Here is a 23,221-nt window from a genome sequence, read left to right as displayed (position 1 = left end):
TTGTGTGAGCGGTCGCGATGGAATGGAGTGACGTCAGAATCTTTCTTGCCGTTGCGCGATCCGGCACGCTCGGCAGCGCCGCGCGGTCTCTGCAGACAAGCCATCCGACCGTCGGCAGGCGCCTTCGCGCCCTTGAGCAGGCGATCGGTCACACGCTCTTTCAGCGCACGGCAGACGGTCTTGTTCTGACCGAAGAGGGCCATGGGATCATCGCGCTGGCTGAGCAGATGGAGGAAGGCGCGTTGGCCATGGAGCGCCGGCTCGCGGGGCAGGAGCAGGATCTCAAGGGCAGTCTGCGTATCTCGTCGGCGGACTGGTTTGGAGCCTATGTTCTCCCGCCTATCCTGGCGGATTTCTCAAAAGCCTACCCCAATGTCGACGTCGAGATCCTCACCGGCACGCGCCAATTCAGTCTTGCCCAACGGGAGGCCGACGTGGCTTTCCGTATCGTTCCGTTCGACACTGCCGATGTCGTTCAGCGGCGGCTCTTCAGGCTCGAATACGGCGTCTACATCGCCGAGGAGGCGGCTGATCCCAAATATGGCGATGGCTCCGGTTTCCGGCTGATCACCCATGACACGTCGACGGGCCATTTCCCTGACATTGCCTGGCTCATCGAGAGTTACCCCAACGCGAGACCGGTGCTGCGATCGAACAACCGCAACGTCCAGGGGCGCATGTGCAGGCAAGGTGTGGGCATCGCTGTCCTGCCCCGCGTGGTCGGCAATCAGATTCCCGGTATCCGCAGACTCGACGTGCCGACGCCGCCGCCAACGCGAGACATTTGGATGGGATACCACCGGGACCTGCGGCGTCTTAGACGTCTTCGCGCGTTCATCTCGACGGTATCGGACCATCTCGTGAACGCGACCGCATGATGGGCGGCCCGGAAATTACTCAAGGTTCCGGGAGAAACTCCAATTTCAGCGCTGGCGCGCTTCCGCGGACGGTGGCGCGGTGACGGCGGCGTGAGAAGGCGCCCCCCAGAACTGGCCGGGTCTGGCTACCGCATACATCGCGCGCGACATCTCCTTCCACAAGGCGTTGCGGTCGCCGTCCTTCGCGTAGAGCATCGACATGCTGTGCGTCGCGCCTGGCACGTAGCGGAAGTCGGCGCGGCCGCCGACCTTGCGAAACGCGGCATCGAGCCGACGCACCGAGCCGTCGAGATAATAGGAATCGGCGGTCCCGACCACGACATGGACCTTGCCGTTGAGGTGCATGCCCAACCGCGGCCAGTCGGCTTCGATCCGGTGCCCGATGTCGTAGTGCCCGCGCCAATAGGCCGCGACGGCGGGATCGACAGTGCCGGTTTCCCGGTCGAACAGAAAGGCGGGCGCGCCGTCCGGTCGGCGAGGAGAAAAAACCCATTCGAACGAGCGGAACTGTCCGCCATCGTGACCAAGAACACTCTCCAGCCGAGCAGCTTCCGCGATCGTGCCGAGCACCTTGTCGTTATCGCGTTCGAGCGGGCGCGGCTTGCCATCGGCGGCATGGTACATGTTCGCGTTTGGCGCGTAGAGATCAACACCGAGGAAGTCGTGAAAGTCGACAGGGTCGGGTGCCGTCGCCCAGCTGCCGCCGAAGAGTTGCGGGTAGCGAACGATGGCCCAGAGTGCGAACCAGCCGCCCGAGCTGTGCCCGGTCAGAAACCGGCCGGACGGTTTGGCGTCCATCCTGTACTTGGCCTCGAGCGTAGGAATCACCTCGCCGACCAGCGCCGCGCCCCAACGACCGTTGTTCGCGCTGTCTGCAAATTCGGTCGTGCCGGTCGGGGAAGAATGGTCAAGGGCGACCCAGATCATCGGCGGCATGGCGCCGGTCTCCATCAGGTGCCACATGCGCGAAAGCTGCTGGCCGGCCAGCTTGTGCCCCGCGCCGAACCCACCTGCCGTATAGACGGTGGGATAGGTCGTGCGCGACGCGGGGTCATAGCCCGGCGGGGTCAGCACCCATGCGGCCACGGCCTGGCTCGTGCCGCGAAACCGTGTCAGCACTTGGGATTCTATTTGCTCATCGTGAAGATGCGGACGGGATGCGGCGATCTGCTCCGCCGCCACGGGCGGCAGCCCGGTCGTGTCGAACTGGTCGGTCTCCGGCGGCATTGCGTGATCGAGCTGGAGGATCGGCATCGAGGGAAGCGGGAAGTGTACGGTGACGACCTTGGATATAAGGTCGCCAGGCCCCCGGCCGGCAAAGTTGTAGTCCCCGTTGTGATCAAGCACCGCCTGTACGCGGTAGCGGCCCGGCGCCAGCGTCGCGAAGCTTCTGGGAAAAGCCCCTCTCAGCGTATCGATCGTCACGGTGCGACTGGCTCCGAAACCCTGCACGTCGCGCGCGGCGACGGAGACTCCCGCTCCGCGCTCCAGGTCGACCGCGTCGCTTGTCATGTTCTCGATCGTTGCCGGCGCGGCGAACACCAACAGCCGGCCGCTCGCATCCTCGAAGAGGTCGGACTGCAGCGTCACGGCGAAGCGCGTTTCGGGTTCCGCAGCGCCGATGAGGAGTGACGCCAATCCCGACGCCAGCATAAGGCGGATCGCCTTTGACAACGCCCCGCGGCGCAGTTCAGTCTCGATCATCGTTTCGTTGCTCACTCTGCCGTCAGCCGCGCTTCATCAGTGCCTTGGGCGGTCGCCAGCGCTTGATCGAGCGCCGCTGCCGCGTGGAGGGCCGTAGTGTCGAAGATCGGCACGGGGCTGTCCTCCTGCCCGACAAGCAGCATGATTTCGGTGCAGCCGAGGATCACTGCCTGGGCGCCGGCATCGACAAGACGCGCGATCACCGCCCGGTAGGCCTCGCGCGACGAGGACTCGATGCGTCCTGCGACCAACTCGTCATAGATGATCCGGTGTACGGTCGCGCGGTCCTCCTCGTCGGGAACGATCACCTCCAGACCGTAGCGTTCGGTCAGGCGTCCCTTGTAAAAGTCCTGCTCCATCGTGAACGCCGTGCCGAGCAGCCCGACCTTTCGCAAACCGGCGGCCACGATCCGCTCCGCAGTGGGATCGGCGATGTGGATCAGCGGGATGCGAACCGCGCTTTGCACGCCGCTTGCCATCCGGTGCATGGTGTTGGTGCAGATCAGAAGCAGGTCCGCTCCGGCCGCCTCCAGCCGCCGTGCGGCGTCCACCATCAACTCGGAGAGGCGGCTCCAGTCGCCGGCATGTTGCAGTACTTCGATTTCCGCGAAGTCGAACGACCATAGCAGGCAACGGGCCGAAGCCGTCGCACCCAGGCGCGCGCGAGCGCCTTCGTTGAGGAGTCGATAATATTCCGCCGAGCTTTCCCAGCTCATGCCCCCGATCAGGCCGATCATGCGCATCATGCCTCTCCATTCCAAGGCTGAAGATCGAGCATCAATGTCGGGGTCAGTTCCGAAACGGTGGGATGGATCGGCACTGCCCAGCGCAGTTGCTCGATCGGCTGGTCGGCATTCATCATGTCGAGGATGCCGTGGATCGCCTCGTCGCCGCTCGTTCCCAGTATCGCCGCGCCAAGGATGCGGCGGGTGTCGGCGTCAGCCACCACCTTCATAAACCCCTGGGTCTCGGCCTTCTCCACCGCGCGACCGACGCGGGACATCGGCCGCTTGGAATGGAGCAGCCGCCGTCCGGTCCTGGCCGCCTCGGCATCGGTCATGCCCACGCGTGCAAGCGGAGGATCGATGTAGAGCGCGTAGCCCGGCAGACGCTGGCTGACCCGGCGATCCTCCCCGTCCAGAAGGTTCGCGGCGACGATCTCGAAATCGTTATAGGCGGTGTGCGTGAAGGCGCCGCGACCGTTGCAGTCGCCCAGCGCCCAGATGCCCGGGACGCTGGTCTCCAGCCTGTCGTCCACGGTGATATAGCCGCGTGCATCCACTGCCACGCCGGCGACCTCCAGCCCGAGGTCGTCGCTGTTCGGCCGCCGCCCGACCGCCATCAGGACGTGGCTGGCGACGACCTGCTGCGCGTCCTCGGCGCAGTCCACCCGCACCTCGACGTCCTCACCGCTGCGCGCGAAGCCGATGCAGTCCGCACCCGTCCGGATCGTGATGCCCTCGGCCTCGAGAATCTGCCTGACGGCATCCGACACATCGGGGTCCTCCCGCGCGATGAGCCGATCCATCCGCTCCACAATCGTGACCTCGGTGCCGAAGCGCCGATACATCTGGGCGAACTCAAGTCCGATGTAGCTTCCGCCGATCACCACAAGATGCCGGGGAAGCGTGTCGAGCGCGACGATGTCGGTATTGGTGAGGAGCGGCACCTGGTCCGCGCCGGGCATTTCCGGCACCACAGCCCTGCCGCCGACGTTGATGAAGATGCGCGGTGCGGTCAGTCGTTCCCCATCGACGATGACGACGCCGGAACTCTCGAAGCGCGCATGCCCCCGGATGAGCTCGACATTGGCCATGCCGAACAGCCAGCTCTCGTTACCCGCCCGTCCATCCCGGATGATCCTGTCCGCCCGAGCTGCGACTGCCTTCATGTCGACGTCAACCGGCCCTGCGATGCTGAAGCCGTAGTCTGCGCCACGCCGCGCGGTGTGGATGGCATAGGCGCTCGCCACCAGCGTTTTGGTCGGCCTGCACCCGGTGTTGACGCATGTGCCGCCAACATGATGGCGCTCGATGATGGCGACCGACTGGCCGGCATCGTTCAGCCGGCCGGCGAGCGCCGGACCCGCCTGGCCGGCGCCGATGATGATTGCGTCGAAGCTGCGCATGCGGAGGCTACCTCGTGATGTGGGCATGGCGCGAAGCGCCGCTTGGGAAGGAAACGGGCCTGCACTCCGCAGGCCCGTCAAGTCAGATGACGCTGAGGCGCACGTCGATGTTGCCTCGCGTGGCGTTGGAGTAGGGGCAGGTCTGGTGAGCCGCCTCCACCAGACGCTGCGCGTCAGTACGCTCCACGCCCGGCAGCGCCACGGCAAGCTCGACCTCCAGACCGAAGCCGCCTTCACTACGCATGCCGATCCCCACGGTCGCCTTCACGGTCGCATCCGTCGGCACTTGGAGCTTGAGCTGGTGCGCGGCGAACTTAAGCGCGCCGAGGAAGCACGCTGCGTAACCCGATGCGAACAGCTGTTCCGGGTTAGTTCCTTCGCCGCCGGGCCCGCCGAGCTCCTTCGGCGTGGACAGCTGGAGGTCTAGCTTCCCGTCCTCGGTGCAGGTGCGGCCGTCACGGCCCCCGCTCGCGGTGGCGGCGGTGCGGTATTTGACGTCGACAGTCATTGTTCAGTCCTTGCTTGAGTGGGCGCAGGCCGTTCCGGCGCCAGAGGTTCGGGCGCGCGTCAGGCCGCCACGGCCTTCGAGCGCCGGCGTGCGCCGCTGATCGTCATCGAGACCGCCGAGATGAGGAAGTAGAATGCGCCAAAGGCGGCGTAAGGCGCGATGTCAGTTATGCTGACCGGTGCCGTGCCGGCGGCCTTGCTGAGCATGTGCGCCCCGGCAAGCCCCGACTGGGCGCCGCTCAGGATCATGGCCCACTGCGCGCCATAGGACTTCCAGCGGCGTACCCCGGTGAGGAGCTGGAACAGGCCCGAGAGGACCGCCCAAACGCCGAATATCTGGAGGATCGCATGCATGCCCTGCGGCAGGGTCGCGGCGACGACTACGGCGGTCACGACGCTGACGACGAAGTTGAGCATCTGGGTCTTGTTACGCGTCAGGCCGCCGCTCCGGCTGGCGTCGAGATAGTTCGCCAGCGCGTCCCACGCGGGATAGGCGATGAGCATCACGGCAGCCAGCGGCGGCATGGCCTTCGCGACCGTGAAGGCGAGCGCGACCCAGATCGCGGCGACCGCGAAGCGCAGATAGTAGTAGGTCTTGAGCCAGTCGCGGTCCGGGGACTTCGCGTCGGTGATGGTCTTCATGGCATGTTCCTTTCTGTGATGCAGGCGCACCTCTCCAGTCCCGGAATACGGGTGGATCGGTGTCGTTGGTTCAGGCGGTGCGCGGCTCGTAATCTGCCGCGTTGGTTCCGGTTAGAGGTGGAAGCGTCGCGGCAGGCGCCATCGCGCTGCGGCCGCCGCGGCGGCGCACCCGGCGGTATACCAGACCACTACGTAGAGCGGGTCGTTGAAGGGGCAGCAGAAGGCGAAGACGAAGGCTCCGCACGCGCCTGCAGCGATACCGGAGGCGAGCGCGCTCAGCCGTGGCTGGGTCGGCGCGGCCCTCCGCATCAGGGCACCGAGCAGCGCCACGATCGGCAACGAAAGCACGAAGATAGACACGGCGCACAGCATGCCGCGGGCCGGATCAATGCGATCGAGCAGCGCGCGCTCATTCGCGCCGTCGGGTGTAACGAACGCGCCTACCACGATGGCTGCGACCGCAAGAACGCAGGCGAGCATCAGCCCCCGGCGTGGCCGCGCCGTCGGCGAGAAGGATTGGATCGCCAGCACGCAGGCTACCACCGCGAGCAAACCAAGGCTTCCCACCCGCCACATCAGATACGGTGAGCCGGCCATATGGCTCATGTCCGGCCGCATGACGCCCATGCCCAGAAACAGCGCGAGCTCCACCGTGCCCAGCGCGAGGACGAGCCCGCCTTCACGGACCATGCTGCGGCGCTGCACGGGCGCGAGGTCGGACGACAGGTTGGCGATCAGGGATTCACTCGACATCGGGGGTCTTCTCAATGATTGTCGTCAGGCGTGCGAGCCCGCGGTGGATGTTCATCTTCACGGCGGAGACGGAGAGGCCGATCTGGCCCGATGCCTCCTCGACGCTGTAGCCCTGCACCTTGACCAGCAGGATCGCCTGGGCCTGCGCGGGGCGGAGCTCGTCGAGCAGGCTGGCCAGAACCGAGCTGCTGACCACCGAAGCCTCGTGGTCGCCTACGGCTAAGTGCTCGGGCAGTTCGTCCACGGGGCGGCGCGCCAGGCTGCGCAGTTGGTCGACCCATTTGTTCTTGGCGATGGCCGCCAGCCACGGGCCGAGTGGATATTGCGGATCATATGTGTGGCGCCGCCGATGGATCGCAAGCAGCGTTTCCTGCACCGCGTCGTCGACGTCGCCCGGCGGCAGCCGCCGCTGGAAGTAGCGCGTGAGCCACTCGGACATCTCGCCGAGCAGCCGCCGATAGGCGCCGCCGTGGCCGTCTTGCGCCGCCAGCATCAGGCTGCTCCAGCCGTCCGGCGCGGTTCGGGACGGACGCTCGCGGCTGGCCGGCGCCGTGCTCGACGCGGGCTTTGAGATCAATCTCGAGAGGAAGTCCGAGCGCATGATCTCTTATTCGCGCGCTAAGCCATCCTGGTCACTCCATGTCGAACTTTTCTCGAAGTGGGTTCCGGTCGTGCCCCGATGGGGGAGGTAGACGCTGACGCTGTCGGACTGATCGTTCATGTCGGCATCCTCTGCTTGGCCGCGTGGGTGAATGCCGGAAGTCAGGCGGCGAAGCCGCCGTCGATCGTATGCATGGCGCCCGTGATTCCGCGTGCCTGCGTTCCGGCGAGATAGAGCGTCAGGCTCGCGACCTCGTCGGCGGTGCCATAGCGCTTGATTGCCATCGGCTCGAGCATGCCGGCCGCGCGCGGACCATCGGCCGGGTTCATGTCGGTATCGGTAGGGCCTGGCTGAATCACGTTGACCGTGATGTCGCGCGGACCCAGGTCGCGTGCCAGACCGCGCGCCATGCCCTGCATCGCCGCCTTGGTCAGCACATAGGCGGCTAGTCCGGGGAAGGGCATGCTGTCGGCGGTGTCGGATCCGATGACGAGGATGCGCCCACCTTCGGGCATCAGGCGCGACGCCTCCACGCTGCCGAAATAGGCACCGCGCACGTTGACGTCGATCATGCGGTCGACTTCATCGGCATCGAGCGTCAGCGGATCGCCGAAGACCAGCAAACCGGCATTGTAGACGAAGATGTCGATCGGGCCGGCATCACGGACCGCCGCGATCAGCTCGTTGCGCGCCCCCGCATCTGCCCGGAGCGCCTGCGCGCCGGTCTCGACGGCGAGCTGCTCGGCCGCGCCAGCGGAGGCGGCATAGGTGAAGATCACCGTTGCGCCGGCAGCGGCGAAACGCCGCACGATCGCGGCACCGATGCCGCGGCTGCCGCCGACGACGAATACCTTGCGATTGGAGAATGTCATCGTGCTTGTCCTGGATCGGAGAAAGGAAGTTGGTCGGCCCGTGTCGTTCGCAGTCTGCTGCGCCTTAGCGACACCGGCGCGATCAGAGCGGAGTGCCGACGATCCGAGACACGGTTGCATCCGTGAAGCGGGAAACGTCCGCCATCACGGCCTCCGTCTCGGCTGAAGCGAGTGCGGCGTGCAGCGCGTCCTCGTCGCGGAACCGGTAGATGCCCACGGAAACATCAGCAGCTTTGGCGTCACGTGGGAAGAAGGCGGAGGCGCTCTCCAACCCGTGCCGCTGCCAGCAGGCAAGCGCCAAGGGCAGGTGGACATCGACGTAATGGTCGCGATCGAAATAGGTGCCGCCGCTGCAGGTGACGATCAGTGTTGCATATGTCATCGGCGAGCATATGGACCGATCGAAAATGATCGTGAACTTACAGGATTGAATTGTCTCTGTTCAATATTGTGAGTGGTTCGCCGGACCGTTCGTTCAGCACGCGGCGCGAACGGCGGCGTCACACAAGAAGCGGAGTTCTCCGTTGCACTCACGCCTCCAGCGCTTCAACTCCGCTTTCTAGTCGAAAGAATATGCTCTAAGCAGGGTGTCGGCGATCTGCCGCGCAGCCGGGCCGAGTTCCTCATCGGCGAGTTCGCCAGCGGTCCAGAAGGACAACGCTCCCCGGAAAGCGAGCGCGAGTTGCCCAGGCAGGATGTGACATGCCTCATCTCGGCGGAGCGAAGGCAGGCCTGTCCCGTCTCCTAGGGCATGCGCCCATAAGGCGGTGGAATTCGATCTGACTTCGCCCGACGCCGCGCTGCCCGTCCCTATCCAGGCCATCACCGCGCGGTTCACGATCGGCTCGTCAAGCATGACCCCGACCGCAATATCGATGGCGAGCGCTACGCGATCGGCGGCAAGCGGCGGCTGCGGCGTCGCATCGAAGCGAGTCATCATCGAGTCGATCCGTCGCCCCGACAGTGCGTGTATGATCGCCGGCTTGCTGCCGAACTGATTGAATGGCGTCGCGAAGCTGACCCCCGCTTCCGAGGCGAGCTCACGCATCGAGAACTCTGCCTTGCCGTCACGCAGTAGACGCTCTGCCGTATCGAGCACGCGCTGGCGCACGGGCTCGCCCCGACGCTTCGTACGTGTTTCCATCTTGTCTTCGCTCATAGTGCATCTATATCATGATATAATTAGCTTGTCTTGCAGGAGTGTACGCGTGACCGACAATAGCCAAAAAATCTTTCTCATCAGCGGCGTCAGCTCCGGGCTGGGCCGAGCATTTGCTGAAGGCGCCTTGAAGGCCGGTCACCGGGTCATCGGCACGGTGCGGCGCCAGAAAGACGCAATTGCATTCGCTTCACTCGCACCGGACCGGGCAAGCCCGCTGCTGCTGGACGTGACTGACTTCGCTTCCATTCCTTCGGCGGTAGCCGCAGCCGAGCATGATGTCGGTCCTGTCGATGTGTTGGGTGAACAACGCTGGTTACGGCCATGAAGGCGTGCTCGAGGAATCGTCGATGGACGATCTCCAGCGGCAGTTTGCCGCGAACGTGTTCGGCCCGGTGGCGATGATGCAGGCGGTGTTGCCCGGCATGCGTAAGCGTCGCCACGGGCATATCGTCAACGTAACCTCTATGGGCGGGTTCATCACTATGCCGGGGATCAGCTTCTATTGCGGCAGCAAGTTCGCGCTGGAGGGGATTTCCGAAGCGCTCGGCAAGGAGGTCGCGGCATTCGGCGTAAGAGTGACGACGCTGGCGCCTGGGCAGTTTCGCACCGACTGGGCTGGCCGCTCGATGGATCGGACGCCACGCAGCATCGCGGATTATGACGGGGTGATGGATCCCATAAGGGCTGCGCGACAGGCCAAGAGCGGCAACCAGCCGAACGATCCGGCCAAGGCGGCGCAGGCGCTGCTGGCGATCGTTGAGGAGGACAACCCGCCGGTTCGGCTGTTCCTCGGCGAAGATGCACTTAGGCTGGTCGATCAGAAGCTCGACGATATACGCGTAGAAGTTACTCGGTGGGAGGCGCTTTCTCGGTCGACCGGCTTCGACGCCTATTAAGGCTGCAGATTAGAATCCGGTTTGCGGAACGCATCTGTGGGCCAAGGCGCTAAATGTAAGGCGCGTCGCTGCCATACCGATTTCGTGAAGTATACGACAGGTTTTGGAGAAATCTGCCGTCCACATTGCCGTCACGGAAAGTCGTAATCTGGTCGGCAGGCGACGCAGCGTGAGCGGCAGCTATCTCTATATCTGCGCTCCAAACACGACAGTCGCCTACCGGCCAGTCTTGCGCGCCCAGGATGGGAAAGCTGTCGGTCCGCACCTGAGGAGCGAAAATCGGGCGCTGAGCGTCCGGCAAGGGTCGTGGATGCCGCAGCGGGCGAGCGCTTAATGCTCAATCACCATGCTTTATCTGCCAGCTGATAGGGCTGCCCCTCCATCCCGAATTGTGACTCGCGCTGACGCTTTGGTGAGTCACCTTGCATGGCAACATGTGCCTATGTTTTGCACAACTCGGCTTGCAGAAGCCCGGCAGGTAGGACGAACTATATGAGAGCGATAGCTGAAGGCCTGTTCACCGACGAGGCGCAGCCGCGTCTGATCGGCGGGAAGGACCGGGAAACCGGCCGCATCGTCTTCCCATTCCCCGGGACGCCCGCTTTCGAGCCAGTTCCGCTGTCGAGCGACGGCACGCTGTGGTCGTACACCGTGCAGCGTTTCCGCCCGAAGACCCCGCCCTATCTGGGGCCTGAGGCGTTCTTGCCCTGGGTCGTCGCCTATGTCGAACTGCCCGGTGAAGTTATCGTCGAGGCGCGGCTGAACGATGTCGCGTTCGAGGATGTGAAGGTCGGCATGGCGGTGCGTTTCGCGCCTTCGCAGCTGAACCCGGAAGATCCGGAAAGCCCCTATATTCCCGCCTATAGTCCTGCAGGAGAAGCGGCATGAGCGGTGACGTGTGCATCGTCGGCATCGGCATCCACCGCTTCGGGCGCACCGATGGCCTTTCGGGAGTTGACCAGGGCGTCTTCGCACTGCGCGAGGCGATGGCCGACGCCGGGGTGGAATGGCCGCAGATCCAGTTCGCCTATGGCAGCTCGGACGCTGCGGGCAACCCGGACACGATGGTCGATCGGCTGGGCCTGACCGGCGTTCAGTTCATCAACGTGCGCAATGGCTGCGCGGCGGGTGGTTCGGCGCTGTTCTCTGCGCAGATGGCGATCAAGTCGGGCGAGTTCGACCTGGGTGTCGCGGTCGGTTTCGACAAGCATCCGCGCGGCGCGTTCAACGCGCTGCCGGCCGAATACAACCTGCCGGACTGGTACGGCGAAGTCGGCCAGATGGTGACGACGCAGTTCTTCGCCGCCAAGATCATGCGCTACATGAGCTTGTTCGGCATCTCGCAGAAGACGCTGGGGCTGGTTTCGGAAAAGGCGTTCCGGAACGCCGTCCACGCGCCGCATGCGTGGCGTCGTCAACCGGTGTCGCTGGAGGAGATCCTCGAAGCGCCGCTGGTGAGCGACCCCTATACCAAGTACATGTTCTGCTCGCCGGCAGAGGGCGGCGTTGCGCTGATCCTCGCCAGCGAGAAGAAGGCGCGCGAACTCGGCAAGCCGCTGATCCGGCTCAAGGCCGCGACCATGCGCACGCGCCCGCCGGCCAGCTTCGAAGTCTTCGCGCCGAGCGTGGACGTGGTGGCCGATGACACGGCCCCGCGCGGAACCGCCTCGCGCATCGCCTCGGCCGATGCCTATCGTCTTGCCGGGATCGGCCCGGGCGACATCGACGTCGCCCAGCTGCAGGACACCGAAGTGGGCGCCGAACTGATGCACATGGCCGAGAACGGCTTCTGCGCCGATGGCGAGCAGGAGCAGTGGCTAGCCGAGGGGCGCACCGATATCAACGGCGCGCTGCCGGTCAATACGGATGGTGGCTGCCTCGCCTGTGGCGAGCCGATCGGCGCATCGGGTCTGCGCCAGGTCTACGAAAACGTCGTGCAACTGCGGGGAAACGGCGGGGGTCGTCAGGTCCCGAATGCGCCGAAGACGGCATACAGCCACGTCTACGGCGCTCCGGGGGTTTCCGCCGTCACTATCCTGGAGCGCTAGGCGCGACCGTTCAATGCTGGACGTAGTAATCGAATACCTTCAGCCGCTTTCGGGCACAGAAGGTCTGTTTCAGATGATGAAGGTTGCCGCCCGCGACTGGGACGGCTCCGATCCGATCCGAGTGCTGCAATAATGAGCGAGATTGCCCAATACGCCCTCGACATGGCCGCGAAGGTCGAGGCTTTCGTCCGCGAAAAGGTCGTGCCCTACGAGAAGGATCCGCGCCGCGATCATCACGGCGCGCCGACCGATGAACTGCTGATGGAACTGCGCGGTCTGGCCCGCGAGGCCGGCGTGCTCACCCCGCACATCCGCGCCGACGGATCGCACCTAAACCAGCGCGAGACGGCGGTTGTGCTCATCAAGTCGGGCCTGTCGCCGCTGGGCCCGCTGGCCTGCAACACCATGGCGCCCGACGAGGGCAACATGTACCTCATCGGCCACGTCGGCTCGCTCGAACTGAAGGAGCGCTTCCTCAAGCCGCTGGTCGAAGGCAGGGGGCGTTCGGCCTTCTTCATGACCGAGCCGGCCGAATGGGGCGGCGCGGGTTCCGATCCGTCGATGATGAAGACCACCTGCCGCAAGGACGGCAATCACTGGGTCATCAATGGCCGCAAGACCTTCATCACCGGGGCGCAGGGCTCCATGGTGGGGGTCGTCATGGCTGCATCCGCCGAGGAAGATACCAAGGGCGGCGCCTGCATGTTCCTGGTGGACCTGCCGGACGAGGCGATCCGCATCGACGAAGTGTCGAACACCATCGACACCTCCATGCCCGGCGGCCATGCCACGCTGACCATCGATAACTTGCGCGTTCCGGCAGAGCACATGCTCGGCAATCCGGGCGAGGGCTTCAAGTATGCCCAGATCCGCCTGTCCCCGGCGCGCCTGTCGCACTGCATGCGCTGGCTGGGGACGTGCATGCGCGCGCACGAGATCGCCAGCGACTATGCCTGCCGCCGCATGGCATTCGGCAAGCAGTTGATCGAGCACGAAGGCGTCGGCTTCATGCTGGCGGAGAACGAAATCCTCATCAAGCAGTCCGAACTGATGATCGACTGGTGCGCCTCGGTGCTCGACACGGGCTCGCTCGGCACGGTGGAAAGCTCGATGGCGAAGGTCTCGGTGTCCGAAGCGCTGATGAAGATCGCCGACAACTGCGTGCAGGTGATGGGCGGCACGGGCGTCACCGGACGCACCATCGTCGAGCAGGTGTTCCGCGAAGTTCGCGCCTTCCGCATCTATGACGGCCCCACCGAAGTCCACAAGTGGAGCCTCGCCAAGAAGATCCGTCGCGACTGGCGCAAGGCGCAGGAAGCGGCTGCAAAGGAAGCCGAACCCGCATGACGGACGTCGCTGAAGCCAACTCGGGCACCACCGCCGTGCGCGAAGGCTATGCCTTCGACGAGGCGGCGCTGACCGCATGGCTGGAGGCCAACGTCGAAGGGTTCGCCGGCCCGCTGAGCGTCGAGCAGTTCAAGGGCGGGCAGTCCAACCCCACCTACAAGCTGGTCACGCCCACGCGCAGCTACGTCCTGCGGCGCAAGCCACCGGGGCAACTGCTCAAGGGCGCCCATGCGGTGGAGCGCGAGGCTAAGGTGCTTTCCGCGCTCCATGGCGCGGGCTTCCCGGTCGCCCGCGTCTATGGGCTGTGCGAAGACGATAGCGTCATCGGCACGTGGTTCTACGTGATGGAGATGGTGGAAGGGCGCATCTTCTGGGACGCCACCGTCCCCGGCGTGTCCAACGCCGAACGCGCGGCGATCTTCGATGCGATGAACGCCACGATTGCGCAGCTTCACGCCTTCGATCCTGCCGCGATCGGGTTGGGCGATTACGGAAAGCCGGGCAATTATTTCGCTCGTCAGGTCGGGCGCTGGTCCAGGCAGTATTTCGAGGATGAGGCCGCAGGCCGCAACGAAGACATGGACGCGGTCATCGCGTGGCTCGAAGCGGAAATGCCGCAGGACGATGGCGCCTCCAGCGTGATCCACGGCGATTTCCGCATCGACAACATGATCTTTCACCCAACCGAACCGCGCGTTCTGGCGGTGCTGGACTGGGAATTGTCGACGCTGGGCCATCCTCTGGCGGACTTCGCCTACCACGCGATGATGTACCACATGCCGCCGCATATCGTGGCGGGCCTTGGCGGAGCGGACATCGCCGCGCTCGGCATCCCGAGCGAGGAGGACTACGCCGCGGCCTATTGCCGTCGCACCGGGCGCGAAGGACTGGCGGATTATCGCTATTACATGGCGTTCAACTTCTTCCGCCTCGCCGCGATCTTCCACGGCATCAAGGGCCGCGTGATCCGGGGCACCGCCTCCAACGCTCAGGCAAAGGAGCGGGCCGAGGCCTTCCCCGAACTAGCAAGGCTGGCGCTAACGTTCACGGCGGCGTGAGCGGCAAGGATCAGGTCACAAAAGGCCAACAGCCCAGTCTAAACCTTGATTTCGGATGATGAGCGTGAATTGCCTAAACTGTATCGCGCAAGTTCAGCTCGAGTGGCGTCATAGGCGAAGCAGCGTCCCAGCATTTCCGAATTTCCTGCAATCGGTTCGCCGGCAGCCATCTCCATACGATACCGTCTGCCAATCGAGATCAGCCAGGTTCTGGCCAAGATGCTGGCAGCTTCAAAAATTTCGGCGTCCGTGAATGAACGCGTCGCCCAAGCAGCAAAGCCTTTGTCCAGAGTCTTGCCACGAAGCGACGCGGGCAGTTGGATTGAGCCGTTTTGGACGTTCCAGCTGTGACAAATGGCGCCGTTACGGGAAATTGTCAGCGTGACGGGCTGGTCGCCCTCGTCTGGCACTATTGCCTCGTAATGGGTGTCGTGCAGTCCGAGAGAGGCGTGTCGGATCGCTAGAACAGCCAGATCATAGAGATGTGTACAGTGTTTCTGGGCTTGGCCGCCACTATAAAGATCTGCGGCGGGAACGTTGATGGCGATTCCCTCCAGTTCTTGCAAAACTGCGGTCGCCGCAGGGCAGGCTGATGTCGGCACTCGAATAGCAGTGCCGTAGATAGCCGTGACGACAGAACCATCGTGCAAAATACGGCATCGCATCTCATGAAAGTTGTCGGCAAGGTGTGCCTCGACCACGCCAGGCATCCCGGTCACCCGTATCAGCCGGCGACACAGCCCGGAACCATAGTCCGGGTTGCCGGGGTAAGGCAGTTCACGTGGCCGCATGGTTCGGACACCCGGATCGTGGAGGGAAAGGGCCGGCGCTCATCTCAGAACATCGTCACCAAGCTGAGATAGCCGTTCAAAGCCGTCCCGAAGCGAGGGCTGTAGGTCGGGTGGACCGTAACTCCGAGGCCTGGTTGGAGGTAGATGCCCGGACGGACCCGGTAGGCGTAACTGGCGATGAGGGCCCAGGTGGCGCGATAGTTCTCTTCGCCCTGCGCGGTTCTGGTCCGCAAGCCTGCGGGGCTGTACTTGTTGAAGGTGGTGACCAGCGATGCGAGGTCGAAGGGGCGCCCCTTCAGCATGCCCACGGCGTAGACCCGTCCTTCGTAGTATTGGGTATAGAGGTTCTGTCGTGGCGGCGCATAGTTGAAGGTGGCTCCCACATAGACGCCGCGTGCAGGCTTTTGCGGATCGGGCTGGGTGATCTGCTTGTCGCCTGCAATAAACGTCGCCCAGTTGGTGGAGCGGGCGCCGTCAAAAGTGTCGAACTTCGTCGTATTGTAGATGCCGCCGCCGCGTATCCATATCGACTTTTCCCCGCGCGCGGCGGGGCTGTTGAAGCCGACTTCGTCGATTACCAGCACACCGGTGCCGGGAGGGTGGAAGCGGAAGCCGCCCGGATTGACCGCATTCTCGGCAGTGGCACCGCCGGGGGGCAGACTGCGCTGTACGCCGACCTTGTTGTAAAGATGCCTGCCGACCTTTACGCGGGCGTTGAAGCCGGGGGCGGCAAAGCCGCCATAGCTGAGGCCCAGCTGGAACGGGATCGTAGCCTGCGGGCCGAGGTTGCCGGTGGCGAGATTGCCTCCGACATTGATGCCCAGAAATTCCTGCGTGTTGTCGATATAGCCGACCTTGAAATCGACGCGGTCGTGAAACAGCGACTGGTAGTAATGCAGACGCCCGATGCGCAGCTTCTTCGGTCCGTTCACTTCCGGGAAGCTGTTGTCGACGAGGCTGAACGTCGTGGCGATCTGGCCGCCCTTGATGCCGATCATCCCCATGTCGTAGGTTGCCGTCAGGCTTACCGTCGTGTTGGTGCGGGTGATGTCCTGTCCATTGTACAACTGTGGGCCCTTATAGCCGCGATCGTTCTGCAGAAAGTCGTACTGGAAATTGGCGGTGTTGATCGGCGAAATGCCGATGCCGATGTCTGCCAGTGCGTCACGCACGCCGCCGTGATCAGCCAGAATCGTGTCGGCAACTCGGGGGTACGTGATGGCCCAGCCCTTGAGACTGAGATCGTCGAAGCGCTTGTACCGATCCTGAGGCGGCGGCGCGTCTTCGCTGTCGGGCAGGACGGTCTGCACGGTGGAGGATTCGGCAGGCGATGCCTGTGCGGGCGCCTCGCTCTCCTGTTCCTGCGAAAGCGCGGGAGAGGCGTAAAATAGGGTCGAGGCGATCAGTGCGGCGGTCAGGATGGGGATTTGTGGCGGATGTGTGGGAAAATTCATGAAGGCGGCCCGTCGTCGTTTGAAATGGATTCGAGATTGCGTTGCCCCACAAAATCCGGCGGTCGTTTCTCCATAAATGCCGCTACCCCTTCGCGGCCCTCCCTGCCGGCGCAGGAGGCGGCGATCGCATGGGCTTCCGCTTCCAGATGCTGAGGCAACGTCGCGGTATGGGATGCCGCCAGAAGCCGTCGACATGTTCCCAGCGCGCCGACCGGCCCGGTGGCGAGTTGCATCGCGAGTCCCTGGGCTTCTTCAGCTAGCGCCTCGTCCGGCACAACGCGGGTGACCAAGCCGATTGTGGCGGCTTCCTGCGTATCCACGCGCCGATTGGTCAGGATCAGGTCCTGCGCCCGACGTAGCCCGACGAGCCGCGGCAAAGCCCATGACAGGCCGCCGTCGGGTGTCAGTCCGACAGCGGTATAAGCGGCGGTAAAATGCGAAGATGCGGCGGCAAGAACGATATCGCCCAGAATGGCGAGGCTCATCCCCGCGCCCGCCGCAGGACCGTTGATGGCAGTGACCAACGGTTTGGGCATCGTGGCGAGGCCATGGACGGCGTGGTGGAAGCATTGCGCCAGATCGAAGACGTGCGTGCGCGCATCGGCTCCGGCCCGAGCGAACAGATCGATATCGCCTCCGACCGAGAAGAACCGCCCGCTGCCGGTCAGAAGAATGCAGCGCACGTCATCAGACGCGGCGCAGATATTGACCGCCTCCCTCAGGGCCTCGGCTATCTCCGGGGAAATCGCGTTGCGCGTGTCCGGGCGGGTGAGCGTGAGGTGGGCCACGCCCTTGTCGATGGTCAGGCTTACGGGGCCGGATGAAATCACTGCGCGGTCGATCCGCCGTCGACCACCAGTTCGGCACCTGTCATGTACCGCGCCGCGTCACTCGCAAGAAACACGACGGCATCGGCGATCTCCTCAGGCACACCGATCCGGCCGATAGGAACGTCATCGAGCAAGCGGCGGGCGACTTGCGGATCTCCATGTGCCGCTGCCGTCAGAGGGGTGGCGACGTGGCCTGGGTGAATCGAATTTGCGCGCACACCGTTTCCGGCGGCAGCACATTCCAGTGCTGTCGCCTTGGTGAACATCCGGACGCCGCCTTTCGCCGCACAGTAGGACGCACAATCGGGCGCGGCGGCTATGCCCCGGATCGAAGACATGTTGATGATCGATCCGTGCCCGGATGCCTCCAGAAGCGGCAGCATGTACTTGGTCGCAAGGAAGATGCTGTCGAGGTTGACCCCGATCACCGAGCGCCACATGTCCAGCGAGGTATCCGCGATCGAGCCGAACTTGCCAAACCCGGCATTGTTGAACAGCACGTCCAGGTGGCCGAACTGTCGCTCGATGCGCGAGGCAAGCGCGATCCAGGCAGGCTCATCGGTGACGTCGAGCGTGATGGCCTCGTGGCGGGAACCGGGCATGGCATCCAGAGCGCGGGTCAGGCCTGCCGCATCCAGATCGGCGATCAGCACCTGTGCGCCTTCGTCGGCAAAGCGTCTGGCCGTCGCCAGGCCGATACCGGATGCGGCGCCGGTGACCAGCGCGATGCGATCCTGCAGCGCGCTCACGACGCGGCGTCCTCTATCTGTGCATCACTCTTGCTGAGAGAGAGCAGGCTGGCGAACTGCGGATTGGTGCGGGACAGGATCGCCTGCGTCCTCTCCGCGATCGGCGTATCGAAACCATCGGACGTGAAGACATAGAGCTTGTCTTCGCGGATTCCGGTGAATGCCTGCTCGGCTACGACCTCCGGCGAGATCGCGTTGCGGTAGAGATTGTCCGCAATGTCCTGCAGCTCCTGCGATTCCTGCGCTCTGCCAAGCTCCGGCCGCAGGCTGTCGGGCCGCGACCGTTCCGCATCGTAAATCCGCGTGGCGACCAGGCCCGGACACAGCATGGTGACCCCGATGGGCGCGCCCTCATCGCGCAGGCCCGCGTAGAGCGCCTCGGTGATGCGTACGACGGCGTGCTTGGAAGACCCATAGACCGCTGAACCGGCCCCGCTGACGAACCCGGCAACAGATGCGGTGTTCAGAACATGGCCGGGGCGCCCGTCGGCGATCATGCGCGGGATGAAGCTGCGAATGCCGTTCACCACGCCCTCGACATTGACGCCGAAGGCCCACCGCCAGTCCTCCAGCGGATAGTCCCAGACCAGACGATGTCGTCCACCTGGGACCACACCGGCATTGTTGCACAGCAGATCGACGCCGCCGAACCGGTCCCATGCCATATCGGCGAGCGTCTGTACGGATGCTGGATCGGCCACGTCTGTCCGGGCGAGAGCCACCGGCGCGCCGCCAAGCGTGGCGGCCACGGCTTCGAGATCAGGCAGGTTGATGTCGGCCAGCACGAGGTTCATCCCCTGCGCTGCGGCCAGCCCGGCCAAGGCTGCGCCGATGCCGCTGCCCGCGCCGGTGATGACGGCTGTCTTGCCGGAGAAGTCCTTCATTTCGCTTCCTCTCTCTTCGCTCGGCCTCCGTTGAACGGGACTCGGCACATGACTGACGTTAATCGACCGTCCGGTCGGGCGTCAATTGCCTTATCGCCCATTGACCGACCGTCCGCCTCGGCATAGCGTTCGTTCCGAACCGACCGGACGGTCTGGAATATGGGAGAGAACATGACTGCCTCGATCAGTCCCTTGCCGACGCTTGGCCTGCTACGCCGCGACGCCCCCAAGACGGTGGCGGGGTTTCGCCGCTTCCGATCCGTCATCGAGAGCGATGGCGCGCTTCCGGCCCGTGTCAAACTGCTGTTCGCCGCCTGCGCCGCCACGACCAAGGGCTATGAGGAGATGGCCCGCCGGGAATTGTCCGCGGCCCGTGATGCGGGGCTGACGGCAGAGCAGGCGGGGGCCGCAGTGGCGATCCTGTCGAGCGTGCGCGGAGAAGGTGCGGCCTTGCGGTTTCATGGCATCTACGCATCGGTGTTCGGCGACGCAGCCGGTCCGCATGCCGACGAACAGACGGTCGATGTTGCTCCCGGCGATGCCGAGGCGAATTTCCTGCACTACTTCGGTACGATGCCGCCTTCCTTGGGAAAGCTGCTCGATCTGGTCCCCTTGGCGGCCGATGCCTATTACCTGATGCGCGAGGGCACGCTGTCCGGCACTGCGCTGGGAGTGGTGAATGCGGAGCTGCTGCTGGTGACCGTGCTCGCCGCCGATTACAGCAGTTGGGCATCGGTTCACATGAACGGTGCCCGCAAGGCCGGGGCGAGCGAGCAGGCAGTCGCCGAAGCGGTCATCTGCGCCGTGCCCACCAGCGGCCTGTCAGCCTGGGTGGTCGGCGCGACCTCCATGGACGCCTGAGTGTTCTAGAGCCCGCTGACGAGGTGACCGCCATCCACTGCGATCACCCCGCCGGTCATGTAGGCCGAATGCTCGCCAACCAGCAGCAGCAAGGGGCCGTCCAGATCGTGCATGGCGCCAAGACGCTTCTGCGGGATGCGAGCGATCAGCCGCAGCCCCGCTTCCGACTGGAAGAAGGCCCGGTTGAGATCCGTCTCGATGTATCCGGGGGCCAGTGCATTGACCCGGATCGCGCGTGGTGCCCATTCGAGCGCCAGGGCCTTGGTCAACTGGATCAGCCCGGCCTTGCTGGCGGCATAGGCGGCGAGGCCCTTGGAGACCCGCTCGCCCAGGATCGATGCGACGTTGATGATGGAGCCGCCTGCCGTCATCGCGAGAGCCGCCTGCCGGGCAACAAGAAAGGCGCCGGTCAGGTTGGGCTGCAGCACTGAATGCCAGTCTTCGGGCGATACATCGATCGCGGCGCGCGTCTGTGCGACCCCGGCGTTGTTGACCAGGATTGAAAGGGGAGGAACGTCTTCGCGTGCGATAAGGTCGAACCCGGCGGCGACAGATGCCGGATCGACAACGTCCATGATCACCGGTCGGCAGCGCCCCTGCGTTTCCTCCGACAGCGAAACCAGCGCATCCTCGCGGCGACCTGCCGCGAACACGGTGGCGCCATGCTTTGCCAGCAGCTGTGCGAAATGGCGCCCCAGCCCTGAGCTGGCGCCGGTCACCAGTGCAGATCGTCCATTCAGGTCCATCAAACTTGTCCTCTCGCCCGGTTTCGTCTTGCGCATTCATTGCTTCACCTTCAAGGCTATAGGCGGCCGACCGGACGGTCGATGCTCAAAAGGGACAGTGGATGCAATTATCCGGCAAGCGCGCGATCGTGACAGGGGCTGCGAATGGTCTGGGGGCAGCCATAGCCATCGCCTTCGCCCGCGAAGGCGCGCGGGTCGCGGTAGCTGACATCGATGTGGCGGGAAGCGCCAGTGTGATCGAAGCGATTGTAGCGATGAGCGGCGATGCCCGCGCCTGCCGTCTAGACGTGACGCGGGAAGAAGACTGGGCCGGCACGGTGCAGGATCTGGTCGCGCAGTGGTCCGGCGTGGACATTCTCGTCAACAATGCGGCAATCGCTTCGGGTCTGGTGCCCATCGAAGATCGTCTGCCGGAAGACTGGGACCGCAGCATGGCGATCAATGCACGGGGACCGTTTCTGGGCACGCGCGCCTTGCTGCCGGTATTCAGAGCCAATGGCGGCGGCGCGATCGTGAATGTTGCGTCCGTCGCGGGGCTGGGGCAGTCGCAGATCATGGACCCGGCCTATGCCTGCAGCAAGGCGGCGCTGACGATGCTGACCCGGATCACGGCTGCGCAGCATGCGGGCGATGGCGTGCGCTGCAATTCCGTCCACCCCGGTCCCATCGACAGCGATCTGGCGCGGGCCGCTTACCCGGACGAGCAGGCTTTCGCCCGCCGGGTGGCGCGCGTGCCTGCCGGACGCATGGCGAAGATGGACGAAGTGGTGGAGGCCGTCGTCTATTTGGCGAGCGATCGATCGTCCTATATCACGGGCACGGGGCTGGCCGTGGACGGCGGCGCATTGGTGCAATAGGATCAGGACCGGCCCGCGGGCCCGATAAAGACAAGGGTATCAGCCGATCATGGCACGACAAGCGACAAAAAAGCGACCGACGACCGAGGCGCACGGGGAGAAGCGCAACGAAATCCTGAAGCATTGCGCCGTGCTGTTCGATCGGGTCGGGTATCACAAGGCATCCATGCAGATGCTCGCGGACGAGGTAGGCCTCGGCAAGCCAACGCTCTATCACTACTTTCGCAGCAAGCATGACATTCTCTACGCGATCCACGATGCGCATATGAGCGCGTTGCTGGAAGGGCTGAGCAGCGACGATGCCACAGGCGATCCGTTTGTCCTGCTGCGCAGCGCATGTATCGATATCCTTCGCCAGATCGCCGATCACCCAGGCTATGTGCGGGCCTTCATGGACCATTACGGCGATCTCGAAGGCACCTTGCGCAACCAAATCAAGGAGCGAAGGAACGCTTATTTCGCGCGTCTGCAGGGTATCATCGTCAAGGGAATCGACAATGGCCAGTTCCGCGATTGCGATCCAACGCTGACTACCTACGCGTTCCTGGGAATGTGCAACTGGGCCTACAAGTGGTACCCTCCTCTCGCCAAAAAACAGTCGCCAGAAAAGGTTGCCGATGCCCTATGCCGGCCCTTCTTCGAAGGGCTCAGCAAGAGCCCGGTCTAAGCTTTCATGAGCATCGACATACACGCCACGCTGAGTTCGGTTCGCTTTACGCATGCTGAAGGCATACGCCCTGCGGCAGAAGCGTTGCGCGATACGATCCGCTGCTTATCCGGACTGCGTGCGGCGGTGACGGACAACATCGCAAGCCGCGAGCCGATGCGAGACGGCGATGGCAACGTGCTGGCGAGCGAAGTCTTCGGTTTTCGTGAAGATGAGGATGCCCGCTGGTGGCAGTCACCGCAACTGGCGTTATTGTCGCCGCTGACAAGCGCGTGCCGTGTCGAGGCGGAGCCGTTCTGGTGTAATGCGCAGGGCTATCGCACGCGCATTTCGAATCCCTTGCTCGACGCGCTGGACGTCTCAGACTTCCAGTTGCGGGCGCTAACGGCGGCCGCGCTCGTGGTGCCGGTTCACCTACCGTTTGGACAGATCGGTGCGGCCAGCTTTCTGTCCCCGAATCCGGATGAGGATGATCTCAGTCAAGCGTTTGCAGAGCACGCGGACACGCTGGCGATCATCGCTCGGGCCTTCGTCCAATGTTACTTCGCTGTCACCGCGCGGCCGCGCCGCGATATGAATGGGACGTCCTTGACCAAACGGGAGGTGGAATGCCTTCGCTGGGCTGCGGTGGGCAAGACAAATGACGAGATCGGGCTGATTCTCGGGCTTCAGCGAACGACGGTGCGCTTTCATATCCGGGCTGCGTCGCGAAAGCTGGACGCGGTTAACAGGGATCAGACCCTCTTTAAGGCGGCGCAACTGGGATACCTGGGAATGGTTCGCTGA

The 23,221-nt window shown here is 64.2% G+C and carries 25 protein-coding genes and 1 pseudogene; 10 read left to right on the top strand and 16 right to left on the bottom strand.

Annotated features, from left to right (window positions below; all coding sequences use genetic code 11):
* Positions 1-17: 17 nt before the first annotated feature.
* Complete coding sequence (locus tag BES08_RS25300) at positions 18-878, top strand: LysR family transcriptional regulator (protein ID WP_069709649.1); 861 nt, start codon at positions 18-20, stop codon at positions 876-878.
* A 45-nt stretch (positions 879-923) separates the two neighbouring features.
* Here the strand turns inward: BES08_RS25300 and BES08_RS25295 are convergent, their stop codons facing one another.
* The 10 genes from BES08_RS25295 to BES08_RS25250 form a co-directional block, all read right to left on the bottom strand.
* Complete coding sequence (locus BES08_RS25295) at positions 924-2,597, bottom strand: alpha/beta hydrolase-fold protein (RefSeq protein ID WP_338043877.1); 1,674 nt, start codon at positions 2,595-2,597, stop codon at positions 924-926.
* Positions 2,594-3,325, bottom strand: a complete 732-nt coding sequence (locus BES08_RS25290; RefSeq protein WP_069710168.1) for an aspartate/glutamate racemase family protein — start codon at positions 3,323-3,325, stop codon at positions 2,594-2,596. Before BES08_RS25290 ends, BES08_RS25295 begins: the two co-directional genes overlap by 4 nt.
* Positions 3,325-4,710 carry an FAD-containing oxidoreductase gene (locus BES08_RS25285; protein ID WP_069709648.1) on the bottom strand — a complete coding sequence of 462 codons (1,386 nt, stop codon included), beginning with the start codon at positions 4,708-4,710 and terminating at the stop codon, positions 3,325-3,327. The genes BES08_RS25290 and BES08_RS25285 overlap by 1 nt, the downstream gene beginning before the upstream one ends.
* A gap of 82 nt (positions 4,711-4,792) precedes the next feature.
* Positions 4,793-5,218 carry an organic hydroperoxide resistance protein gene (locus BES08_RS25280; RefSeq protein WP_069709647.1) on the bottom strand — a complete coding sequence of 142 codons (426 nt, stop codon included), beginning with the start codon at positions 5,216-5,218 and terminating at the stop codon, positions 4,793-4,795.
* 59 nt (positions 5,219-5,277) lie between these two features.
* The gene (locus BES08_RS25275) at positions 5,278-5,859 is read right to left on the bottom strand and encodes a DUF308 domain-containing protein (protein WP_069709646.1); all 582 of its coding nucleotides are present in this window, start codon (positions 5,857-5,859) and stop codon (positions 5,278-5,280) included.
* 111 nt (positions 5,860-5,970) lie between these two features.
* Complete coding sequence (locus tag BES08_RS25270) at positions 5,971-6,612, bottom strand: NrsF family protein (protein ID WP_069709645.1); 642 nt, start codon at positions 6,610-6,612, stop codon at positions 5,971-5,973.
* Entirely contained in the window at positions 6,602-7,105 is a 504-nt protein-coding gene (locus BES08_RS25265; RefSeq protein ID WP_069710167.1) for a sigma-70 family RNA polymerase sigma factor, read from the bottom strand. Before BES08_RS25265 ends, BES08_RS25270 begins: the two co-directional genes overlap by 11 nt.
* 269 nt (positions 7,106-7,374) lie before the next feature.
* Positions 7,375-8,085 carry an SDR family oxidoreductase gene (gene bdcA / locus BES08_RS25260; RefSeq protein WP_069709644.1) on the bottom strand — a complete coding sequence of 237 codons (711 nt, stop codon included), beginning with the start codon at positions 8,083-8,085 and terminating at the stop codon, positions 7,375-7,377.
* Positions 8,086-8,167: 82 nt separating this feature from the next.
* Complete coding sequence (locus tag BES08_RS25255) at positions 8,168-8,467, bottom strand: EthD domain-containing protein (protein WP_069709643.1); 300 nt, start codon at positions 8,465-8,467, stop codon at positions 8,168-8,170.
* Positions 8,468-8,644: 177 nt separating this feature from the next.
* Complete coding sequence (locus BES08_RS25250) at positions 8,645-9,244, bottom strand: TetR/AcrR family transcriptional regulator (RefSeq protein ID WP_069709642.1); 600 nt, start codon at positions 9,242-9,244, stop codon at positions 8,645-8,647.
* Positions 9,245-9,293: 49 nt separating this feature from the next.
* On the opposite strand from BES08_RS25250, the pseudogene BES08_RS25245 reads away from it, so the two are divergent.
* The 5 genes and pseudogenes from BES08_RS25245 to BES08_RS25225 all read left to right on the top strand — a co-directional run bounded on the left by BES08_RS25245 (position 9,294) and on the right by BES08_RS25225 (position 14,596).
* Positions 9,294-10,143: pseudogene (locus BES08_RS25245) on the top strand (oxidoreductase).
* Positions 10,144-10,635: 492 nt separating this feature from the next.
* Positions 10,636-11,031 (top strand): Zn-ribbon domain-containing OB-fold protein, encoded by a 396-nt coding sequence (locus BES08_RS25240; RefSeq protein ID WP_069709641.1) that lies wholly within the window; start codon positions 10,636-10,638, stop codon positions 11,029-11,031.
* A complete protein-coding gene (locus tag BES08_RS25235; protein ID WP_069709640.1) occupies positions 11,028-12,191 on the top strand; it encodes a thiolase family protein in 1,164 nt (387 codons plus the stop codon). Before BES08_RS25240 ends, BES08_RS25235 begins: the two co-directional genes overlap by 4 nt.
* A 132-nt stretch (positions 12,192-12,323) precedes the next feature.
* A complete protein-coding gene (locus BES08_RS25230) occupies positions 12,324-13,538 on the top strand; it encodes an acyl-CoA dehydrogenase family protein (RefSeq protein ID WP_069709639.1) in 1,215 nt (404 codons plus the stop codon).
* Positions 13,535-14,596 carry a phosphotransferase gene (locus tag BES08_RS25225; protein WP_069709638.1) on the top strand — a complete coding sequence of 354 codons (1,062 nt, stop codon included), beginning with the start codon at positions 13,535-13,537 and terminating at the stop codon, positions 14,594-14,596. The genes BES08_RS25230 and BES08_RS25225 overlap by 4 nt, the downstream gene beginning before the upstream one ends.
* Before the next feature lie 38 nt (positions 14,597-14,634).
* Here BES08_RS25225 and BES08_RS32110 read toward each other — a convergent pair whose 3' ends face one another.
* From BES08_RS32110 to BES08_RS25205, 5 genes are all read right to left on the bottom strand, one after another.
* Positions 14,635-15,306: a DUF2889 domain-containing protein gene (locus BES08_RS32110; RefSeq protein WP_420873472.1), complete on the bottom strand. Its 672-nt coding sequence runs from the start codon at positions 15,304-15,306 to the stop codon at positions 14,635-14,637.
* 125 nt (positions 15,307-15,431) lie between these two features.
* Positions 15,432-16,841: a carbohydrate porin gene (locus BES08_RS25220; protein WP_069709637.1), complete on the bottom strand. Its 1,410-nt coding sequence runs from the start codon at positions 16,839-16,841 to the stop codon at positions 15,432-15,434.
* Complete coding sequence (locus tag BES08_RS25215) at positions 16,838-17,668, bottom strand: enoyl-CoA hydratase/isomerase family protein (RefSeq protein WP_069710166.1); 831 nt, start codon at positions 17,666-17,668, stop codon at positions 16,838-16,840. The genes BES08_RS25220 and BES08_RS25215 overlap by 4 nt, the downstream gene beginning before the upstream one ends.
* The gene (locus BES08_RS25210; RefSeq protein ID WP_069709636.1) at positions 17,668-18,420 is read right to left on the bottom strand and encodes an SDR family NAD(P)-dependent oxidoreductase; all 753 of its coding nucleotides are present in this window, start codon (positions 18,418-18,420) and stop codon (positions 17,668-17,670) included. The genes BES08_RS25215 and BES08_RS25210 overlap by 1 nt, the downstream gene beginning before the upstream one ends.
* Positions 18,417-19,304, bottom strand: a complete 888-nt coding sequence (locus BES08_RS25205; RefSeq protein WP_069709635.1) for an SDR family NAD(P)-dependent oxidoreductase — start codon at positions 19,302-19,304, stop codon at positions 18,417-18,419. The genes BES08_RS25210 and BES08_RS25205 overlap by 4 nt, the downstream gene beginning before the upstream one ends.
* Before the next feature lie 171 nt (positions 19,305-19,475).
* On the opposite strand from BES08_RS25205, the gene BES08_RS25200 reads away from it, so the two are divergent.
* A complete protein-coding gene (locus tag BES08_RS25200; RefSeq protein ID WP_069710165.1) occupies positions 19,476-20,165 on the top strand; it encodes a carboxymuconolactone decarboxylase family protein in 690 nt (229 codons plus the stop codon).
* Positions 20,166-20,170: 5 nt separating this feature from the next.
* On the opposite strand, the gene BES08_RS25195 is transcribed toward BES08_RS25200, so the two are convergent.
* On the bottom strand, positions 20,171-20,911 hold the full coding sequence (locus tag BES08_RS25195; protein ID WP_069709634.1) for an SDR family NAD(P)-dependent oxidoreductase: 741 nt from the start codon (positions 20,909-20,911) through the stop codon (positions 20,171-20,173).
* A gap of 101 nt (positions 20,912-21,012) precedes the next feature.
* Here BES08_RS25195 and BES08_RS25190 point away from each other — a divergent pair, with 101 nt between their 5' ends.
* Genes BES08_RS25190 through BES08_RS25180 form a run of 3 tightly spaced genes read left to right on the top strand, consistent with a single transcriptional unit; the run spans position 21,013 to position 23,221 of the window.
* Positions 21,013-21,768 (top strand): SDR family NAD(P)-dependent oxidoreductase, encoded by a 756-nt coding sequence (locus tag BES08_RS25190; RefSeq protein ID WP_069709633.1) that lies wholly within the window; start codon positions 21,013-21,015, stop codon positions 21,766-21,768.
* A gap of 49 nt (positions 21,769-21,817) precedes the next feature.
* A complete protein-coding gene (locus tag BES08_RS25185) occupies positions 21,818-22,435 on the top strand; it encodes a TetR/AcrR family transcriptional regulator (protein ID WP_069709632.1) in 618 nt (205 codons plus the stop codon).
* 6 nt (positions 22,436-22,441) lie between these two features.
* A complete protein-coding gene (locus BES08_RS25180; RefSeq protein WP_069709631.1) occupies positions 22,442-23,221 on the top strand; it encodes a helix-turn-helix transcriptional regulator in 780 nt (259 codons plus the stop codon).

It is taken from the genome of Novosphingobium resinovorum, assembly GCF_001742225.1.
Classification (GTDB): domain Bacteria; phylum Pseudomonadota; class Alphaproteobacteria; order Sphingomonadales; family Sphingomonadaceae; genus Novosphingobium; species Novosphingobium resinovorum_A.
This window is presented reverse-complemented; position numbering and strand designations above follow the sequence as displayed.

Bases quoted from the DNA above. Each gene is read 5' to 3' on its own strand.
- BES08_RS25300 (WP_069709649.1), top strand. From the start codon at position 18: ATGGAATGGAGTGACGTCAGAATCTTTCTTGCCGTTGCGCGATCCGGC.
- BES08_RS25290 (WP_069710168.1), bottom strand. From the start codon at position 3,325: ATGCGCATGATCGGCCTGATCGGGGGCATGAGCTGGGAAAGCTCGGCG.
- BES08_RS25285 (WP_069709648.1), bottom strand. From the start codon at position 4,710: ATGCGCAGCTTCGACGCAATCATCATCGGCGCCGGCCAGGCGGGTCCG.
- BES08_RS25280 (WP_069709647.1), bottom strand. From the start codon at position 5,218: ATGACTGTCGACGTCAAATACCGCACCGCCGCCACCGCGAGCGGGGGC.
- BES08_RS25275 (WP_069709646.1), bottom strand. From the start codon at position 5,859: ATGAAGACCATCACCGACGCGAAGTCCCCGGACCGCGACTGGCTCAAG.
- BES08_RS25270 (WP_069709645.1), bottom strand. From the start codon at position 6,612: ATGTCGAGTGAATCCCTGATCGCCAACCTGTCGTCCGACCTCGCGCCC.
- BES08_RS25265 (WP_069710167.1), bottom strand. From the start codon at position 7,105: ATGCTGGCGGCGCAAGACGGCCACGGCGGCGCCTATCGGCGGCTGCTC.
- bdcA (WP_069709644.1), bottom strand. From the start codon at position 8,085: ATGACATTCTCCAATCGCAAGGTATTCGTCGTCGGCGGCAGCCGCGGC.
- BES08_RS25255 (WP_069709643.1), bottom strand. From the start codon at position 8,467: ATGACATATGCAACACTGATCGTCACCTGCAGCGGCGGCACCTATTTC.
- BES08_RS25250 (WP_069709642.1), bottom strand. From the start codon at position 9,244: ATGAGCGAAGACAAGATGGAAACACGTACGAAGCGTCGGGGCGAGCCC.
- BES08_RS25240 (WP_069709641.1), top strand. From the start codon at position 10,636: ATGAGAGCGATAGCTGAAGGCCTGTTCACCGACGAGGCGCAGCCGCGT.
- BES08_RS25235 (WP_069709640.1), top strand. From the start codon at position 11,028: ATGAGCGGTGACGTGTGCATCGTCGGCATCGGCATCCACCGCTTCGGG.
- BES08_RS25230 (WP_069709639.1), top strand. From the start codon at position 12,324: ATGAGCGAGATTGCCCAATACGCCCTCGACATGGCCGCGAAGGTCGAG.
- BES08_RS25225 (WP_069709638.1), top strand. From the start codon at position 13,535: ATGACGGACGTCGCTGAAGCCAACTCGGGCACCACCGCCGTGCGCGAA.
- BES08_RS32110 (WP_420873472.1), bottom strand. From the start codon at position 15,306: ATGCCTGGCGTGGTCGAGGCACACCTTGCCGACAACTTTCATGAGATG.
- BES08_RS25220 (WP_069709637.1), bottom strand. From the start codon at position 16,841: ATGAATTTTCCCACACATCCGCCACAAATCCCCATCCTGACCGCCGCA.
- BES08_RS25205 (WP_069709635.1), bottom strand. From the start codon at position 19,304: ATGAAGGACTTCTCCGGCAAGACAGCCGTCATCACCGGCGCGGGCAGC.
- BES08_RS25200 (WP_069710165.1), top strand. From the start codon at position 19,476: ATGACTGCCTCGATCAGTCCCTTGCCGACGCTTGGCCTGCTACGCCGC.
- BES08_RS25195 (WP_069709634.1), bottom strand. From the start codon at position 20,911: ATGGACCTGAATGGACGATCTGCACTGGTGACCGGCGCCAGCTCAGGG.
- BES08_RS25190 (WP_069709633.1), top strand. From the start codon at position 21,013: ATGCAATTATCCGGCAAGCGCGCGATCGTGACAGGGGCTGCGAATGGT.
- BES08_RS25185 (WP_069709632.1), top strand. From the start codon at position 21,818: ATGGCACGACAAGCGACAAAAAAGCGACCGACGACCGAGGCGCACGGG.
- BES08_RS25180 (WP_069709631.1), top strand. From the start codon at position 22,442: ATGAGCATCGACATACACGCCACGCTGAGTTCGGTTCGCTTTACGCAT.